This window comes from Aquicella lusitana, assembly GCF_902459475.1.
GTDB classification, from domain to species: Bacteria; Pseudomonadota; Gammaproteobacteria; order DSM-16500; family DSM-16500; genus Aquicella; species Aquicella lusitana.
This window is the reverse complement of record NZ_LR699114.1, coordinates 322,759-339,141: the sequence shown is the minus strand read 5'-3', so window position 1 is coordinate 339,141 and position 16,383 is coordinate 322,759. Positions and strand designations below refer to the sequence as shown.

Sequence of the window (16,383 nt, the reverse complement as noted above, 5' to 3'; positions counted from 1 at the left end):
AATAGGCGGCGATTTTAGAGAATATTTATTTAACTGTGACGTGTTTTTGCTGATCCAATACGCTGCAAATTAAATTGACCTGCTTTGTCAACGCGCCGCGATTTTCCGCAACAATCAACAGCGCCCGTTCACCCATTTGTGCGCGAAGAATGGAATTTTGCATCAGTAACTCGATTTCTGCCGCTAATGATTCAGCATCAAACACCTTGGTAATCGCTTCACCGTCGGAAAACAGTTGAGTGATTTCAGCAAAATTAAACATGTGCGGGCCGGACAAAACGGGTCTTCCCAGTGCAGCAGGCTCAAGAATATTATGACCGCCTCTTTCAATCAGGCTGCCGCCGACAAAAGCGGCGTCAGAGACCGCGTACATTAACAACAACTCGCCCATGGTGTCGCCGAGGTAAACTGCAGTTTTCGTCGTACAGGGATCCTGGCGGCTACGTCTTGCGACTGTCAATTCCTGCTGCTGGCATAACGCCGCAGCGGAATCAAAACGATCCGGATGACGCGGAACCAAAATTAACAAGGCCTGTTGATTTGTCTTCATTATTTTTTTATGCGCGGTCAGGACTATTTCTTCTTCACCTTCGTGCGTGCTTGCGGCAATCCAGATAAACCTTTCTTTGCCTAGTGCTTCGCGCAAAACGCTCGCTTTATCCGCAAGATCGCGCGGCACTTCCAAATCAAATTTAAGGTTTCCCGTGACAATCACACGATCTTTTGGCGCGCCTAGCGCAATAAAACGGTCCGCATCCGCCTTTCCATGCGCGGCAATCACGTCTATCTTCTGCAGCATATCGCGCGTTAATGGCTTGATGCGGCGATAGCCCCGCGCTGATTTTTCGGATAAACGCGCATTGGCGAGGCAGACAGGAATACGCAATTGATGGCAGGCAGCCAGCAGATTAGGCCAAAGTTCTGTCTCCATAATAATACCAGCCACTGGATGCATTGCTCGCAGAAAGCGCCTGACGGCGCCGGGATAATCATAAGGAATATAAACATGGGTAACGCTTTCCCCTAATCCCGCTTTCACCCGCGCAGCGCCCGTAGGCGTCATGGTGGTCACCACAATAGGCAAGTCTGGATAACGTGATTTCAATGCCTTGATCAGTGGAATGGCTGCGATTGCTTCACCCACTGATACAGCATGAACCCACAGGCATTTTTTCAACGTAAAGGGATAATAGCCTAGCCGTTCTCCCAACCGCTCACGGTATTCTGGTAGCCGACGTGAACGCCACCATAAACGTAAAAAGAGGAAAGGCAAGGCAAGATAAAGCAAAAAGCTATAAATATAACGCACGTAAACGTATTCCTATTCAGTCGGTGCTCAGAAAAACCTTCTTGCCCGGGATGGCGTTGTTACATACCTTGCTACTGTGTGATGTTTTCCCTGGTCATTGCTTCGCTACGCTCGCAATGACGGAATAGTTTTATGCAACAACTCTCCCCGGATTCGGGTATAAAACTCCGGATAATGGTGCAAGATAGCTGCCTGATTTGCAAGGTTTGGCTGCATATTTATCAATAGTCTTTTGCCCCTTTGAACTGAAAATGATAGAATTTCGCCATTTAAAATTTGATCAACATAGCAAAGGGCCTCATGCAGCATCTGTTACCTAAAGCATTACCTGACTTTAATCAAGCCTCTATCCTGGTCATTGGCGATGTCATGCTGGATCGCTATTGGTTTGGCGACACTTCCCGCATTTCGCCCGAAGCGCCCGTGCCGGTCGTTCGAATCGGCAGCGCGGATGACCGTCCGGGCGGCGCCGGTAATGTGGCGCTTAATATCGCTGCCTTGGGCGCACACGTGACCCTGCTTGGAATAACAGGCAATGATGAGGCAGGCCGCACCTTGAAACAGCTGCTGGCAGCCGCTTTGGTAGAGCAGGATCTTTGCATGCTTGATGCGATTTCCACCATCATCAAGCTGCGTGTCATCAGCCGGCATCAGCAATTGCTCCGGCTTGATTTCGAAGAAAAATCCGCGCCATCCCATCATGACCTGCTGATGGAACGTTATGAAAAGCATCTTACAAAGGCAAAACTGGTCATTTTATCGGATTATAAAAAAGGAACCCTGTCCGATCCTCAAACGCTTATTCAGCTGGCACGCAACGCTAACGTCCCTGTGCTAGTCGATCCCAAGGGAACAGATTTCAGTATCTATGCGAATGCCGATATTGTGACGCCTAATTTCAAGGAATTTGAAGCCGTGGTCGGCCCCTGCCAGCATGAGCAGGACATCCTCGATAAGGGCCGAGCCTTGCTGAAAAAATATCACTTTGGTGCGCTGCTCATCACGCGCGGTGAAAATGGCATGACGTTGATTGACCAGCAGAATTCCACACACTTGCCCGCTTATGCGCGTGAAGTACTGGATGTGACCGGCGCGGGTGATACCGTGATCGGCGTACTGGGTGCAGCGGTTGCCGCCGGTTTAGACTTGCTACCCGCCACCGCGCTCGCAAACCTTTCGGCAAGTCTGGTCGTGGGCAAATTGGGTGCTGCCACCGTCAGCACGCCAGAGCTGGAGGTGGCACTTACAGGCAAAACCAGTTTTGCGACTGGCATCTTGAACGAAGCACAACTGGTTCGCGCTGCCAAGGAAGCGCAGGCACAGGGCAAAAAAATCGTCTTTACTAATGGCTGCTTTGATATTCTGCATGTTGGCCATGTGACCTGCTTGCAGATGGCTAAGGAGCTGGGCGACTACCTGATTGTGGCGGTGAATACCGATGAATCCGTGCAGAAACTAAAAGGGCCGAGCCGTCCCATTAATCACCTGGAGCATCGTATGACAGTACTTGCTGGTTTAGGCGTGGTTGACTGGGTTGTTCCTTTTGCAGATGAGACGCCGGAACGTTTACTGAAATTGATACAGCCTGACATTCTTGTCAAAGGTGGCGATTATCAGCTAGATCAAGTCGTCGGCGCCGATATTGTCCATGCCTACGGCGGTGAAGTCCGTATCGTTAATAGCAATATTACTTCCAGCACTTCCATTATTCAGCGCATCATCACACGCATGCAGCAACCTGCATTAGACGGAGAGCAGCAATCCCATGGCTGATTCAGGCAATCTTTATGTGGTCGCGGCGCCTTCCGGCGCAGGTAAAACAACGCTAGTCAAAGCACTGGTGGATTCACTGCCTAAAATCACAGTTTCTGTTTCTCATACTACGCGCCCCCAACGTCCCAATGAAATGCATGGCGTGAACTATTATTTTACCGACAAAGCCGAATTTGAACGTATGATCCAGGAAGATGCCTTCCTGGAATATGCCACTATTTTTGACCATTACTACGGCACATCCAAGCAATGGGTTCAAGAAACGCTGGCAAGCGGCGTGGATGTGGTACTGGAAATCGACTGGCAGGGGCATCAACAAATCAAACGCCTGTTTCCTGACGCCATCGGCATTTTCATCCTGCCGCCCTCGCTGGAAGATTTGAAAGATCGGCTTATTAAACGCAATCAGGACCACCCTGATATCATCAAAAAACGCCTGGCTGATGCAAAAGAAACTGTCTCCCACCTGCAGGAGTTTGAATACATTGTGGTTAATGATGATTTTGTAAGTGCCCTGCATGATCTTAAAACCATTATTGAAGCAGGCCGCCTGCTCCAGAAACGTCAACAGGCCAAATTTGCTAAATTGATCAAGAACCTGGCTGTTTTTAACGGGGCTTGATCTATACAAGACCCGTCTTTCCCATATCAAGATTTGAGTAGCCGTCTTCCTGCTGCTTGTCAGCGGGATCCAGACGCCGCGAAGCAGCGAGAAACAGCACATTCATAAAGCCTCTTTAAAAGCTTGGTGGATCCCGCGAACAAGTCGCGGGACGACGGGGGAGGAAATTTACCGACAGTAATACATCTGCGCGGAATTAAGTTATGTCATTTTGTAATAAGGGAACCCTGACCCGATATACCCTTTTTCGGCAAATTCTAGTATCATTAAGCACCTTATTTTGTCGATAAACAAAGGTGACAGCCATGGCGAGAGTGACAGTAGAAGATTGTTTGAAAAATGTAAAAAATCGTTTTGAATTAGTAATTATCGCTGCGAAAAGAGCGCGACAGTTAATGCACGGCAAAGAACCCAAGGTCGAATGGGACAATGATAAATCCACAGTCGTAGCATTACGTGAAATTGCCGCTGGGTATACCAATTTTATCAATGAACCCCAGCCTGAAGAACTGCATCTCACATCAAAACCTGCTGTTGAAATGAAAGAGGAAGAAGAAACGCCAGATACAGATACTTCCACCACCCAGGATAAACAAGCTGCTTCATCAGGTGAAGAATAAAGGTGATCTCATGAAAAAAATCCTCCCCCTGGCGTTAGTGCTAAGCGTTTCTTTTGGCTCAATGATAGCGATGGCTAAAGAACCCACCAACCTGGCTGTGGTGAAACAAGGGCTGGTTCGTTATCACGATTCCGGACAATACGATAAAGATATTGACCATGTTATCAAGGAAGCTACCCGCTATCTCAAAATCCGCCTGGCACAGCCGCGGGATGACAAAAAGCCCGCTATCGTGCTGGATATCGATGAAACCTCGCTTTCCAATTATCCCGACATGGTGAAACTGAATTTTGGCGGTACGTTAGAAGAAATTCAGCAAGCTGAAGACCAGGGATCGGATCCTGTCATTCAGCCCACACTGAAACTTTATCAGTTCGCAAAAGCTAATAAAGTAGCTGTTTTCTTCATCACAGGCAGAAAGGAAGAAGAGCGTGCAGTAACTGAAGCCAATCTCAAAAAAGCAGGCTATACCGACTGGAACGGCCTAATATTGCGTGACGGCGAATACAAGAACAAGCCCGCTGCCGAATATAAAACAGTCATGCGTAAGAAACTGGAAGAAGAAGGGTATGACATTGTCCTCAATATCGGCGATCAAAGAAGCGATCTTGAGGGAGGTTACGCAGATAAAACTTTTAAATTGCCTAATCCTTATTACTTCATCCCTTAAAAAATTTTAACCTGGGTGGGCAGCGAAGAACACCCAGGTTTCTTTACCTGCCTCTTACTTCACGGCCTGCGGCAAATTTTTTACCGTTTCTTTACAATTTGCCTGATGATATTTTTCCATTTCCAGAATCACCTTCAAATAATCATCTACCACATGCTGAAATAAACCGCTGGTTAATTCCGGATAACGTTCCGTTGCATCTTCAATAATGCTGTGCAGGCTTGTTTGAGGAAACTTGTTTCTAATCTGAACTTTTATTTCACGCAGCGCGCTTAACTTCGCATTTTTCTTTTTCAGGTTTTGCATATAGAAAAGGCTGGTTGCCTTGGATCGCAGGATTTGCGATGCGATTTGACATATTTCTTGTTTTAATCGCTGTATTTGCCTGTCAACAATCTCGATGGCTTTATCTTGAAGAAATTGTTCGTTTGCTCCCTGATTATAATTTTCTTCCACTGTTTTTAGCTGCAGACCATGTATTTGAATAAGCCGCTGCGCATCCGGATTAAGGCTTTTTACGATTAAAGTTGGACTCACTTGCTGCGACCCTTTGATGATCAGTGCAGCTAGTTTTTTTTTATCATAACAAACCAAGTCGCTATCCGATATATCGCCTTTTCCTGAAGGTACGAGGCCTAAAATCAACATAACCGAAGTTTTGGCCATCAAACTTGCTATCGGTTTGCATTCGAAGATATTCCGCTTTTCGTCTATATAAACATCGCCGGGCAAAAATTCCAGAAGAACAAAATCGAATCGGGATTGTAACTCTACAGGGCACTCTCCCTTATTTCTTGAAAAATCACAGACACAATCCGCATTTGCTTTTTCATCTATATCAATGGAGTAAAAGAAATTGGGATTGGAATGCAGCGAGTGGTAGGAGAGTCTTTCATGAAACTTATTTTCAATGTCAGTCAGCTTATTGAGCCAGGTATCGCCGCATCCGACGACAACGCTGTCTCCGTAGAAACGACTTATTTCTTTTTTAAATTTCGCCTGCATTTCTGCCCTGCCCACTCCGCTTGCGTATTTTATGTATAAAGATTCGTTTTATATTTTGACCAATTATAGGCATGAGAAGCTTAGGGAAAGATTAGAAGCGGACATCCTCCTGACGCACACAAACAACGAGTTAAGGCCCCAAGTTTTTTAGAAAAACGGTTACTTTTTCAATTAAATCAGGTGATTCGCTATCAACCGCCATCACTGCCGGCTGCCATGAGCGAAGCCAGGTTAACTGGCGTTTGGCAAGTTGTCGTGTTGCAGCAACCGCTCTCTCGCACATCTGCGAATAAGTTGTCTGGCCAGAAAAGTACTCCCATACCTGGCGATAATTCACAGACCGTATCGAAGGCAAATCTGCAGTCAAATCACCGCGCTCATATAAATACCGGACTTCGTCCAACAAACCTTGCTCCAGCATCCCCTGAAAACGCTCCGCAATGCGCACATGCAAACGGGCACGGTCCCCGGGTACCAACCCGATATACCGGATTGCATAATCGGCTAATGGGTGCGTATCAGTTGCCTGCTGGTCAGTAATGGATCGCCCAGTCAATCGATATACTTCCAGCGCACGCTGTATACGCTGAGCATCATGGGGATGAATGCGGTTGGCAGCAGCCGGGTCAATCCGCATCAGTTCAGCATGCAGGGCCTCCCAGCCGAAACGTTCAGCTTTTGCCTGCAATTCCGCACGTAAGTCAGGGTTTGCTTTAGGCAAAGCAGCCAGGCCTTGTGTCAACACTCGAAAATACAGCATGGTACCGCCGACCAGCAGGGGTATTTTCCCTTGTGAAAAAATGGAGCTGATTTCCTGCAGCGCATCTGCGCGAAATTGTCCTGCGGAATAAGCTTCCTTGGGATCCAGTATATCGATTAAACGGTGAGGTGCGATTTTTAATGTATCAGGATCGGGCTTTGCCGTACCAATATCCATCCCTTTATAGACCATGGCAGAATCAACACTGATAATTTCAAAGGGGAACCGCTGAACCAGCTCTACAGCTAAAGGTGTTTTGCCGGAAGCAGTGGGACCCATTAAACAGATGATCGTTTGTTGTTTCATCTAGCGGCCACGTAAAAACAGTTTATCCAAATCTTCCAGCGACAATTGCACTGTGGTGGGTCTGCCGTGATTACATTGCCCGCTATGATCTGTTTTTTCCATGTTTCGCAGCAGTGAATTCATCTCCGGCAAACTTAACCGACGGTGAGCATGAACCGCGGCATGACAGGCAAGCGTACCAAATAGATCGTGAATATTTTCCTGAGCGCGTGTGCTGTCGCCGTGCACTTGCAAATCAGTAATGATATCGCGAACCAACTGTTCGAGAGGCGCTTCAGCCAGATACTGCGGCACTTCGCGCACTGCGATGGTTTCTTTGGCAATGCGTTCAATTTTAAAACCTAGACGGGAAAAGAAATCCTTATTTTCTTCTACTGTCTCTGTTTCATTTTCACTCAACAAAAGTGTCAACGGCACTAGCAATGTTTGTACTGCGCCTGTTTGCTGCGCAAACGCTGCTTTCATTTTTTCATACAGTACTCGCTCATGCGCCGCATGCATATCCACGATGATTAAGCCATTGGCATTTTCAGCCAGAATATAAATGCCTTGTAATTGCCCAATCGCAAAGCCTAGCGGTGGAACAGCATCAAGCACGGGCGCAGCCTGTGACGGTTCTTCATGCAGACTGCGATAAAGTGCAAGCTGCTCCTGTACACGAGGAAAAGTTTTTCGCGTTTCACGCGGATGAGTGGTAAGCGACAAAGGAGAAGTGTGTGGTTTTGTCTGGCTGGAAGCAACAGAGGGAGATGAACACAATGCATGTTTATACTCAACAGAAGATGTTTCGTTCATTTCACGGCATTCACCCGTAACAGGTGATATGGCACTTTTATCCGCTCTAGCAAGTGCATCATGTATGCTGCGGAAAATAAAATCATGCACCACGCGCCCTTCGCGAAAGCGTACTTCATGCTTGGCAGGATGTACGTTTACATCCACGAGAGAAGGTGGAATGGAAAGAAACAGGATGCACGCAGGATGCCGGTCCCGATACAGCACATCATGATAAGCTTCACGAACAGCATGGAGTACCCGCTTATCGCGCACCATGCGGCCATTGACGTAAAAATACTGCAAATCCGATTGGCTGCGTGAAAAAGTCGGCAGCGCAATCCAACCTGTGAGGTGCATGCCTGCGCCTTCTGCTTCCAGGTAAACAGCCTGTTCAACAAAAGCAGGGCCACAGAGTGCGCTCAGCCGCTCGAGGGCGCCTGCATCCTGGGCAGGTGAAAGCACGGATGAGGACGGCAAATACTGCCTGAGCAGACGCTGATTATGTTTTAAGGTAAATCCGACTGAAAAAGAGGAGAGAGCAATACGCTTTATCAGTTCATCGATATGATCAAATTCTGTCTTTTCTGACCGTAAAAATTTACGCCGCGCAGGCGTATTAAAAAATAAATCGCGTACTTCTACCGTCGTACCTCGAGGATGCGCAGCGGGAGTCACCGCCGGCCGCTCTGCGTCGCCTTGCAAAGTCATTTGCCATCCCTGGCTTTTTTCCAATGCTGATGTGAGCGTCAAGCGCGCAACCGAGCCAATACTCGCGAGCGCTTCGCCGCGAAATCCGAGGGTCATGATCTGGGAGAGATCATCCGGTAATTGGATTTTGCTGGTCGCATGCCGGCTCAATGCCAGGGGCAGGTCATCTCCATGAATACCTGTGCCATTATCCCGTACACGAATAAGCCTCACTCCCCCCTGCTCGATTTCAATATCAATTTGGGTCGCCTGTGCATCCAGGCTGTTTTCCACCAACTCCTTCACTACCGAAGCCGGCCGCTCCACGACTTCGCCGGCCGCGATCTGGTTAGCCAGCAAGGGAGTTAATTTATGAATACGCTGTGTTGTCATCGGGTGTTAGCGCCAGTAATTGATGCCTAACGATAAAATGAAATCCTGGCGATGACAAGGATTGGCTATTCTCACTGACTCGCACGGCGCCATAGGCTTTGACATATTGGTCAATTCCTCGCCGCAGTGCACGGGCGACCTTGAGTTGATAATCACTGCTAGATAGGCGCCGTGCCTCCCTTGGGTTAGTGATAAAGCCCGTTTCGACCAGAATCGAGGGTATATCCGGGGACTTCAGCACAACAAAGGGCGCCTGCTCCACTTTTTTGTAATGCAGACTCGACACTTCATCAAGTGCGTCCAGCACCTTGTTGCCCAGCCGAATACTATGTTGAATAGTCGTGGTTTGGGAAAGATCAATGAGCACTTTTCGCAGCATGAGGCTGCGGTCCTTCAACTCATTCAGCTCCACATCACCCAGTTCAGAATAATTTTCACGCTTCGCAAGCCACCGTGCCGCTTCACTGGTCGCGCCGCGTTGTGACAATGCATAGACCGAGGCACCGGCTGCGCTATTGTCAAAGTACGCATCGGCATGAATTGCCACAAACAAATCCGCATCATATTTACGCGCAATCCTTAAACGATCACGCAATGACACATAATAATCGCCCTGCCGTGTCAGGACAGTGCGCATACCCGGCACACTATTAAGTTCTTTCGCCAGCTGCTTTGCGATAGCCAGCACAACATCCTTTTCCTGAATCCCATTAGGTCCTCGCGCTCCCGGATCTTTACCCCCATGGCCAGGATCAATGACTAAAGTAAATAGACGAGCTTTTTTAATCACCACAGATTCCGGTTTTTTGGGCTGCACTACTACCTGTGCAATTTGCTTCGACGTTTCTTTTTTAGTCTCAATTTGTTTTATGAGATTGCCAAAACGTGCCATGACATCATCGTGCTTGAATAGAAGGGGTGAAGCAGTCGTGACGGGAACTGGTTCAAATTTTTGTTCCGGCAGGTTTTGCCTTCTTGATTCCTGCCTAGATAGCGGCAATGGCTTGATTCTAGAGGCAGGTTTAACTGAAATCACATCCAGCTGCAATACCACGCCACTTCCTTTCTCATTGGGTAAATATTGCGTTGTCCATTTCACTTTGCCTTTTACATGAAATATAAACCGTAATGTGCCGTTAGCTGTTTCAGCATTGATGGAAGTGATATTGGAGTCACCCAGTTTTGCGTTGCGAATAATAAAACGCTTGGTTGTATTGGTAAATTCTACAATCAGACGATCCGGATGTGGCATATACCGAACACGTCCCGCTGTTTTGGTTGTTAGCACAAATACCAGGCGCGTTGCGTCAGACGATGGCTGAATGCGCATGCCTGTAAGATAAACTGGTTCTTTTGCCATTGCCGGTATCGGAAACAGTACCAGCAATAATAATAAAGCCCATTGCCGCATGTTTATTTTTCCTATCGTCATGGCGAGAATTGCCATTTATAAAAACTCAGCTGCTTGCGGCTGAGTTTATACAATCATCGTGATATCAGTTTCTTCAGAATCCGTTCGCCGCGATCGGAATAGGACACGAGCTTTATTTCTCTGCCCTCTTCTGCAAAGGCAATATAACAAGCCAAATCAGGCTCGGGCAATAATGGTACGCCCTTTTCTGGCCACTCAATCAGGCAAATAGAAGAAGGAGAAAAATATTCCTGTATGCCTATTTGTTCCAGCTCACGCGCATCCTCCAACCGGTAAAAATCAAAATGGAATAATATGTGGCCTGCGATTTCATACTGCTCGACCAATGTATAAGTAGGGCTTTTTACTTTTTCGGTGAACCCCAGTCCGCGTAGAAAGCCACGCGTCAACGTTGTTTTACCCGCGCCCAGCGGGCCATATAAAAATAAGATGGCGCCAGATTCAATTGCATTCGCAAACTGTGAACCAAAGGCCAGCATGTCTTCTTCAGTAGGCAATATTTTTTGTAGATGCGTTAATTTTTGTTGAGTCATATGTTGCACATCAATTTCTAACCCTGTCCGGTATAATTACTTAAGCGCCGCAGGTAAGGCATCAAATCAGTGGCAATCATGCCGCGTTCGCCGTCTTTTGCGGCAAGATCACCCGCCATGGCATGTAGACAAACACCCATTCTGGCTGCGTCCGCAAGCGGAACACCTTGCGCGATCAGGCCGCCAATCACGCCGCTTAATATGTCACCCATTCCCGCTGAAGCCATGCCTGGATTGCCCCTGTCGCATAAAGCGGGCAGCGAATTCGGCGCAGTAATGAGGCTGCCTGCTCCTTTTAATACACAAGTACCACCATAACGCTGGCTGATCAACCTGGTCGCGGCCAGGCGGTCGTCCTGCACTGCCTGCACAGTGCTAGCCAGCAAGCGTGCCGCTTCACCTGGATGGGGCGTCAACACCCAATGTTCATATTGTTGCGGCATTGTTGCTAGCAGATTTAATCCGTCTGCATCCACGACTAGTGACAATTTTTTTTCACACACAGCTGCCCACAATTGTTTTGACCAATCTGACTGGCCAAGCCCAGGGCCCAGCACAATGACGTCTGCCTTTTCGAGTAAAGGTTCCAGTTCTTCCCGTTTAGTCACGCCATGACACATGAGTTCAGGACGGTCCACATTCATGGCAACAGCATATTCAGGTCGTGTGGCGACACTCACCAATCCCGCTCCCACACGCAACGCAGCTTCCGCTGCCATGCGAGGCGCGCCGGAAAATCCGCTTGTACCGCCCACCACCAATACATGACCGGACAAGCCTTTATGCCAGTCACGTGCGCGCGGTTTAAGATAAGACTGATAAGCATTCAGCTGGATTTTTTCTGCCACGGGTTTAATATCCAAAAACAATTCGGCGGGTAATTGCAGGTCATTATTAATCAGCTCGCCCACATAGGCGATGCCTTGCCCAGTCAGCAGACCCAGTTTCAAACCGATGAAAGTCACCGTAGCGGTAGCATGCACCGCCGCACCCAATACTTTTCCCGTATCGGCATCAATACCGGAAGGCACATCGATTGCCAAAATAGGTGCTGCCATGCGCTGCATGCGTCGAATGGCCGATACCATTTCCTCCCGCAGAAGATCATGTGCGCCCGTCCCGCAAAGCGCGTCCACAATCACGTCCGGATGTTCAAGGTCAGCTTTTTCATTAAACGAATTCATGAGGATATGTGCTTCCCTGCAAGCGTTCAAGGCATACTTTGCTTCCTCTTTCAGCCTGTCATGGTGACCGACTTGCCAAATAGTCACTTGAAGACCGCGCTGACGGGCATGATAAGCCAACACGTAACCATCGCCGCCATTATTGCCGCCGCCGCAGAATACAGCAATTTTTTGAGCATGCGGCCAGCGGCGGATTAAAAAGTCAAATGCGGCTCTTCCGGCACGCTGCATCAACACATGACTGGAAATGTTAAAGCGTTCCTCAGCAAGCTGTTCAAACTCTCGAATTTGCTGAGCCTGATAAATGGGCAATTTGGTTGGCTGCATACTACCTTCCCTGGCGTTTGATCTGCCAAATACTGAGTCCGGTGAAAAAAACCAGCACTCCTAGAATAACACTTAATGATAACAACACGGAGATATGTATCCACGGTTCAATTAACATTTTGGTACCCACAAATATCAGCAGCAGTGCCACGCCATACTTCAGCATATGGAACTTATGCACCATGCCCGCCAGCAGAAAATAGAGGGCGCGCAATCCCAGGATCGCAAAAATATTGGAACTCCAGACAATGAAAGGATCCGTTGTGATGGCAAAAATGGCTGGAATACTGTCAAATGCAAACACAAGGTCACTGATTTCAACAAAAACCAATGCCACGAAAAGCGGTGTAGCATAAAGCAGACGATCTATCCTGATAAAAAAATGATGCGAATGTATCTTTGATGTGAGGCGGAAAAAACGTTTTAGGAGTTTGAAAATAGCCGTATCAGCCAAGTCTTTTTCTTCTTCTTTCGCAAAACAGATCTTAATACCAGTAAGAAGAAGAAAGGCGCCCATGATATATAAAACCCAGTGAAAATTCGTCACCAGCCAAACGCCAAACAAAATCAGCAGCAAACGTAATATAATAGCGCTCCAAATCCCAATCGTAAGAACACGCTGCTGGTAAACAAGCGGAATACGGAACTGGCTAAATATCATGTAAAAAGCAAAAAGGTTATCGACTGAAAGCGATTTTTCAATGATATAACCCGTTAAGAATTCGAGTGCTTTCTGGTGGGCAATGTAAGGCGTTGCTGTGTAAAAAAGATAAAGCCATAACAGCCCGTTAAATATCAGCGCACAAACCACCCAGATGGTTGTCCACGTGAGCGAAGCCCGTATTGATTCATGCGGACGCGCATGCTTTGGACCTAATAAAAAAGTATCAAGGCTCAGTGCAATCACGAGAAATAGAGAAAAGCCCAGCCATATCCATACATTAGTAACGTTAGATATCATATCTGATACTTCATTTTAAGGCGTCTGCCGCAGCAGGACGCGATGCCATTCACCCAGGCCACTTAGGCAGTGTTTTTGAATTAAACAGTACCCTCAAAGCCAAAACCTATCATCAGGGTAGCAAATATTAAGAGAAGTGCTAGCAAAAATTTTCCACCCCCAACCTGATAGTCTGCCTGTGCCTTCGTTAAAGCCAAATGATAGCGTCCGCGCCAGACCATCAGCGGGGGAAAAAGTATCATGAGAATAAAACAGCAGATACCTGCATAACTGAGACCGCGTATAAAAGCATCCGGGTAAAGCAGTACGACCATGACAGGAGGCAGAAAAGTCATGGCGTAAATCAGCACCCTGCTGATACCTTGTTTGCTTATGCGCAGACCATCTGATAAAAAATCAGAAAGGCAAAGTGAAATGCTCAAAAATGAAGTGGCCATGCAAATGGAAGTAAAAAACCGGGCAAGCACAGTCACTTTGTCTTTTTGCAAAAGAGAGGTTAAAGCCACCACAAGGTCACTATTAGAACTGGAAGAATGCAACATCTGCTTTAACCCCATCTGTCCCTCGAGCGGGATTACGCCCATGATCGCCGCATCCCAGGCGATATAGCAAAGGAGGGGAATTAACATGCCAATGAAAATGACTTTACGCAGCACCCGAACATCATCACCCAGATAAGCTCGCAAACTGGGAATAATCATGAGGCAGGTGAAAGCGGTAGTAGTGACCATCATGCTCGTAGGCGAAGTCACATACTTCATGCTGCCTGCATCGAGGTTCGCCATCGAAACAAAAGGAAAAATCAGCATGACCAGCAGAATAAAAGCCCCCAGCTTGCCGAACATCAAGCAGCGGTTGACATAATCTACCCAGCGAATGCCAAAATACACAACGAAGCCCAGCAAGCTGGTAAATAGAATAGATGCCAGCGCAAGCGGAATAGTGATACCGCTTGCGGCAAGCAGGTAGTGAAACAGATCGCCGCCGCCTGCGATATAGGCAGACAAAATGGAATAGAGCAATAATAAATAAACGACCCAGGCAACAGCCTGTCCTGTCTTACCGAGTGTTGCACCTGTCATGGAGATGAAGTTGGTATGGGAAGGCAGCCACAAGTTTACTTCGAGAAAAAGGAAGGCACAGGCAGTCATCACAGCCCAACAGCTGAGTAGTAAAAGTAACGACCCCCAAAACCCCAATTGTGCGGTCGCAACGGGCAGCGCGAGCATGCCGGCACCAATGGTTGTTCCTACAACCAGTAACACACCCCCTAACATTCTAGAATTCATAAAATTTACCTGTATGCGTCATTATTAGAATCGAGTTTGTCTCGGTTTTTTTAATTAATGGATTTTAGAAAAATGAAGGAGGAGTTATAGGGCCCGGCCGGGCACCACGACAACAACGACGCATACGCTACTCACCGCGGCTGCATGGCAAGATAAAACAGAATGAGCATGATAGAATTTTTTCATAAGGCTAATGATCGTATAGAAATCGCAGAAAGCGGTCAAGCAGATCATTTTGCAGCCTCTCCCCGCCGGCAATGTTGCCATCCTGAGCGCACGAAGGATCCCCTTTTGTGTAGTTGGAGATCCTTCAAGCAAAAAACGCTCTCAGGATAAAACCATTCTTGGATTCTATCCTGTCACACCGCGCGCAATTAACACCAATGAAAATATAATCAATACAGCAAGCAGTGCCTTACCGCCTGGAACACGATAACCGTTAGCAATGCGCTTGCGATAGCGTCCACGCCACGCCATCCAGGCAGGCAGCAGGATGAGCAGAATGATGCAATAAATCCCTGCATATTCAAGCGCAGAAATAAAAGCACTGGGATAAAATAACACGATGACAAGCGGTGGAAGAAATGTCACTACATGAACAAAAAGATTATTGACGCCTTTTTTCTCAACCTGAAATCCATCCGCAAGAAAATCCGCCAGGCAAAGTGCCACGCCCAGAAAAGAAGTCAGTACGCAAATAGACGTAAACAGTTTGGTAAAAAATGTCACAGAGTTGCTGGATGCCGTGGCACTCAGCGTATTCACCAAATCACTGGTTGACGTTTTGGATTGCAGAATAGCCATGAGACCGTTTTCACCAGCAAGTGGAATGACACCCATGATCGCTGCATCCCAGGCGATATAACAGAGCAGGGGAATAAGACTACCAATTAAAATGGCTTTTTTAAGCTTTTTGATATCGCCAGCAAAATAGACGCGCAAGCTGGGCACGATGGCTGCGTAACCAAACGAGGTAATGGTGACAGTAATCGCCGTAGCTGATGTCACATTATGTATTTCCCCAGCCATCAGTTTCACAGAAGAAATAAAAGGAATCAGCAAAATGACTAATAAAAAGTAAGCGCCAAATTTGACGAACATCAATCCGCGATTGACGTAATCCACCGAGCGGATACCCATGAAAACCACAGAGCCAAAAATAACAGTAAAAATAATAGAAGAAGCCCAATGTGGAATATCGATTGCGCGTACCATTAACAGATTGTGAAAGAGATCACTGCCCCCGGCGATGTAAGCGCAAAGAAGTGAGTACAACAATAACAGATACGTGATCCAGGAAATGATTTGGCCCACGGGTCCAATGGTTGCTCTTGCCATCGTGATGAGATTGCTGTTCATGGGCATCCATAGATTCACTTCCAGCAGCAAAAGCGCTCCCATTGTCATAATAAACCAGCAACCAAACAGTAATATCAAAGAACCCAAAAATCCAAGCTGCGCTGTAGCAATGGGCAACGCGAGCATACCGGCACCAATCGATGTGCCCACAATAAGTAAAATACTACCCACTAATTTGAAATCCATAGAACTTCTCCTGCAATGTTTAACTACATTACTGATTTTTGATTTGGATATGAATTAAAAAATGTATGTGATGAGTGAGTAATTACCTGCTGGCGCAGGCGTAAAATCGAAAGGAATAGGAAAAATATGCGTCTTCAGGAAGAAGCATGCGGGCTTTCACATGGTTTGAGTGACTATGGCGCATGGGCAT

The 16,383-nt window shown here is 47.2% G+C and carries 14 protein-coding genes; 4 read left to right on the top strand and 10 right to left on the bottom strand.

Going from position 1 to position 16,383, the window contains the following annotated elements; all coding sequences use genetic code 11:
- Positions 1–25: 25 nt before the first annotated feature.
- Positions 26–1,309 carry a lipid IV(A) 3-deoxy-D-manno-octulosonic acid transferase gene (waaA, locus tag AQUSIP_RS01560; RefSeq protein ID WP_114834906.1) on the bottom strand — a complete coding sequence of 428 codons (1,284 nt, stop codon included), beginning with the start codon at positions 1,307–1,309 and terminating at the stop codon, positions 26–28.
- A 300-nt stretch (positions 1,310–1,609) separates the two neighbouring features.
- Here waaA and hldE point away from each other — a divergent pair, with 300 nt between their 5' ends.
- The 4 genes from hldE (at position 1,610) to AQUSIP_RS01540 (ending at position 4,994) form a co-directional block, all read left to right on the top strand.
- Complete coding sequence (gene hldE / locus AQUSIP_RS01555) at positions 1,610–3,082, top strand: bifunctional D-glycero-beta-D-manno-heptose-7-phosphate kinase/D-glycero-beta-D-manno-heptose 1-phosphate adenylyltransferase HldE (protein ID WP_114834907.1); 1,473 nt, start codon at positions 1,610–1,612, stop codon at positions 3,080–3,082.
- Positions 3,075–3,704: a guanylate kinase gene (gene gmk / locus AQUSIP_RS01550; RefSeq protein ID WP_114834908.1), complete on the top strand. Its 630-nt coding sequence runs from the start codon at positions 3,075–3,077 to the stop codon at positions 3,702–3,704. Before hldE ends, gmk begins: the two co-directional genes overlap by 8 nt.
- A gap of 305 nt (positions 3,705–4,009) precedes the next feature.
- The gene (gene rpoZ / locus AQUSIP_RS01545) at positions 4,010–4,324 is read left to right on the top strand and encodes a DNA-directed RNA polymerase subunit omega (protein WP_114834909.1); all 315 of its coding nucleotides are present in this window, start codon (positions 4,010–4,012) and stop codon (positions 4,322–4,324) included.
- Between the two features lie 10 nt (positions 4,325–4,334).
- Entirely contained in the window at positions 4,335–4,994 is a 660-nt protein-coding gene (locus AQUSIP_RS01540) for an HAD family acid phosphatase (protein ID WP_114834910.1), read from the top strand.
- Positions 4,995–5,048: 54 nt separating this feature from the next.
- Here AQUSIP_RS01540 and AQUSIP_RS01535 read toward each other — a convergent pair whose 3' ends face one another.
- From AQUSIP_RS01535 to AQUSIP_RS01495, 9 genes are all read right to left on the bottom strand, one after another.
- Positions 5,049–5,999, bottom strand: a complete 951-nt coding sequence (locus AQUSIP_RS01535; protein WP_114834911.1) for a hypothetical protein — start codon at positions 5,997–5,999, stop codon at positions 5,049–5,051.
- Between the two features lie 130 nt (positions 6,000–6,129).
- The gene (gene miaA / locus AQUSIP_RS01530) at positions 6,130–7,038 is read right to left on the bottom strand and encodes a tRNA (adenosine(37)-N6)-dimethylallyltransferase MiaA (RefSeq protein WP_232058673.1); all 909 of its coding nucleotides are present in this window, start codon (positions 7,036–7,038) and stop codon (positions 6,130–6,132) included.
- 27 nt (positions 7,039–7,065) lie between these two features.
- Positions 7,066–8,922, bottom strand: coding sequence for a DNA mismatch repair endonuclease MutL (gene mutL, locus AQUSIP_RS01525; RefSeq protein WP_114834913.1), 1,857 nt, complete (start codon positions 8,920–8,922; stop codon positions 7,066–7,068).
- Positions 8,900–10,354, bottom strand: coding sequence for an N-acetylmuramoyl-L-alanine amidase (locus AQUSIP_RS01520; RefSeq protein ID WP_172621963.1), 1,455 nt, complete (start codon positions 10,352–10,354; stop codon positions 8,900–8,902). Before AQUSIP_RS01520 ends, mutL begins: the two co-directional genes overlap by 23 nt.
- 53 nt (positions 10,355–10,407) lie before the next feature.
- The gene (gene tsaE / locus AQUSIP_RS01515) at positions 10,408–10,887 is read right to left on the bottom strand and encodes a tRNA (adenosine(37)-N6)-threonylcarbamoyltransferase complex ATPase subunit type 1 TsaE (RefSeq protein WP_114834915.1); all 480 of its coding nucleotides are present in this window, start codon (positions 10,885–10,887) and stop codon (positions 10,408–10,410) included.
- Positions 10,888–10,904: 17 nt separating this feature from the next.
- Positions 10,905–12,398: an NAD(P)H-hydrate dehydratase gene (locus AQUSIP_RS01510; RefSeq protein WP_114834916.1), complete on the bottom strand. Its 1,494-nt coding sequence runs from the start codon at positions 12,396–12,398 to the stop codon at positions 10,905–10,907.
- A 1-nt stretch (position 12,399) separates the two neighbouring features.
- Complete coding sequence (locus AQUSIP_RS01505; protein ID WP_232058613.1) at positions 12,400–13,359, bottom strand: TerC/Alx family metal homeostasis membrane protein; 960 nt, start codon at positions 13,357–13,359, stop codon at positions 12,400–12,402.
- Positions 13,360–13,439: 80 nt separating this feature from the next.
- The gene (locus AQUSIP_RS01500) at positions 13,440–14,648 is read right to left on the bottom strand and encodes an amino acid permease (protein WP_114834917.1); all 1,209 of its coding nucleotides are present in this window, start codon (positions 14,646–14,648) and stop codon (positions 13,440–13,442) included.
- 351 nt (positions 14,649–14,999) lie between these two features.
- Entirely contained in the window at positions 15,000–16,193 is a 1,194-nt protein-coding gene (locus AQUSIP_RS01495) for an amino acid permease (protein ID WP_114834918.1), read from the bottom strand.
- Between the last annotated feature and the right edge of the window lie 190 nt (positions 16,194–16,383).

What these genes read in the sequence shown, in the direction of transcription:
- hldE (WP_114834907.1), top strand. Translation starts at nt 1,610, where the DNA reads ATGCAGCATCTGTTACCTAAAGCATTACCTGACTTTAATCAAGCCTCT.
- gmk (WP_114834908.1), top strand. Translation starts at nt 3,075, where the DNA reads ATGGCTGATTCAGGCAATCTTTATGTGGTCGCGGCGCCTTCCGGCGCA.
- rpoZ (WP_114834909.1), top strand. Translation starts at nt 4,010, where the DNA reads ATGGCGAGAGTGACAGTAGAAGATTGTTTGAAAAATGTAAAAAATCGT.
- AQUSIP_RS01540 (WP_114834910.1), top strand. Translation starts at nt 4,335, where the DNA reads ATGAAAAAAATCCTCCCCCTGGCGTTAGTGCTAAGCGTTTCTTTTGGC.
- AQUSIP_RS01535 (WP_114834911.1), bottom strand. Translation starts at nt 5,999, where the DNA reads ATGCAGGCGAAATTTAAAAAAGAAATAAGTCGTTTCTACGGAGACAGC.
- miaA (WP_232058673.1), bottom strand. Translation starts at nt 7,038, where the DNA reads ATGGGTCCCACTGCTTCCGGCAAAACACCTTTAGCTGTAGAGCTGGTT.
- mutL (WP_114834913.1), bottom strand. Translation starts at nt 8,922, where the DNA reads ATGACAACACAGCGTATTCATAAATTAACTCCCTTGCTGGCTAACCAG.
- AQUSIP_RS01520 (WP_172621963.1), bottom strand. Translation starts at nt 10,354, where the DNA reads ATGACGATAGGAAAAATAAACATGCGGCAATGGGCTTTATTATTATTG.
- tsaE (WP_114834915.1), bottom strand. Translation starts at nt 10,887, where the DNA reads ATGACTCAACAAAAATTAACGCATCTACAAAAAATATTGCCTACTGAA.
- AQUSIP_RS01510 (WP_114834916.1), bottom strand. Translation starts at nt 12,398, where the DNA reads ATGCAGCCAACCAAATTGCCCATTTATCAGGCTCAGCAAATTCGAGAG.
- AQUSIP_RS01505 (WP_232058613.1), bottom strand. Translation starts at nt 13,359, where the DNA reads ATGATATCTAACGTTACTAATGTATGGATATGGCTGGGCTTTTCTCTA.
- AQUSIP_RS01500 (WP_114834917.1), bottom strand. Translation starts at nt 14,648, where the DNA reads ATGAATTCTAGAATGTTAGGGGGTGTGTTACTGGTTGTAGGAACAACC.
- AQUSIP_RS01495 (WP_114834918.1), bottom strand. Translation starts at nt 16,193, where the DNA reads ATGGATTTCAAATTAGTGGGTAGTATTTTACTTATTGTGGGCACATCG.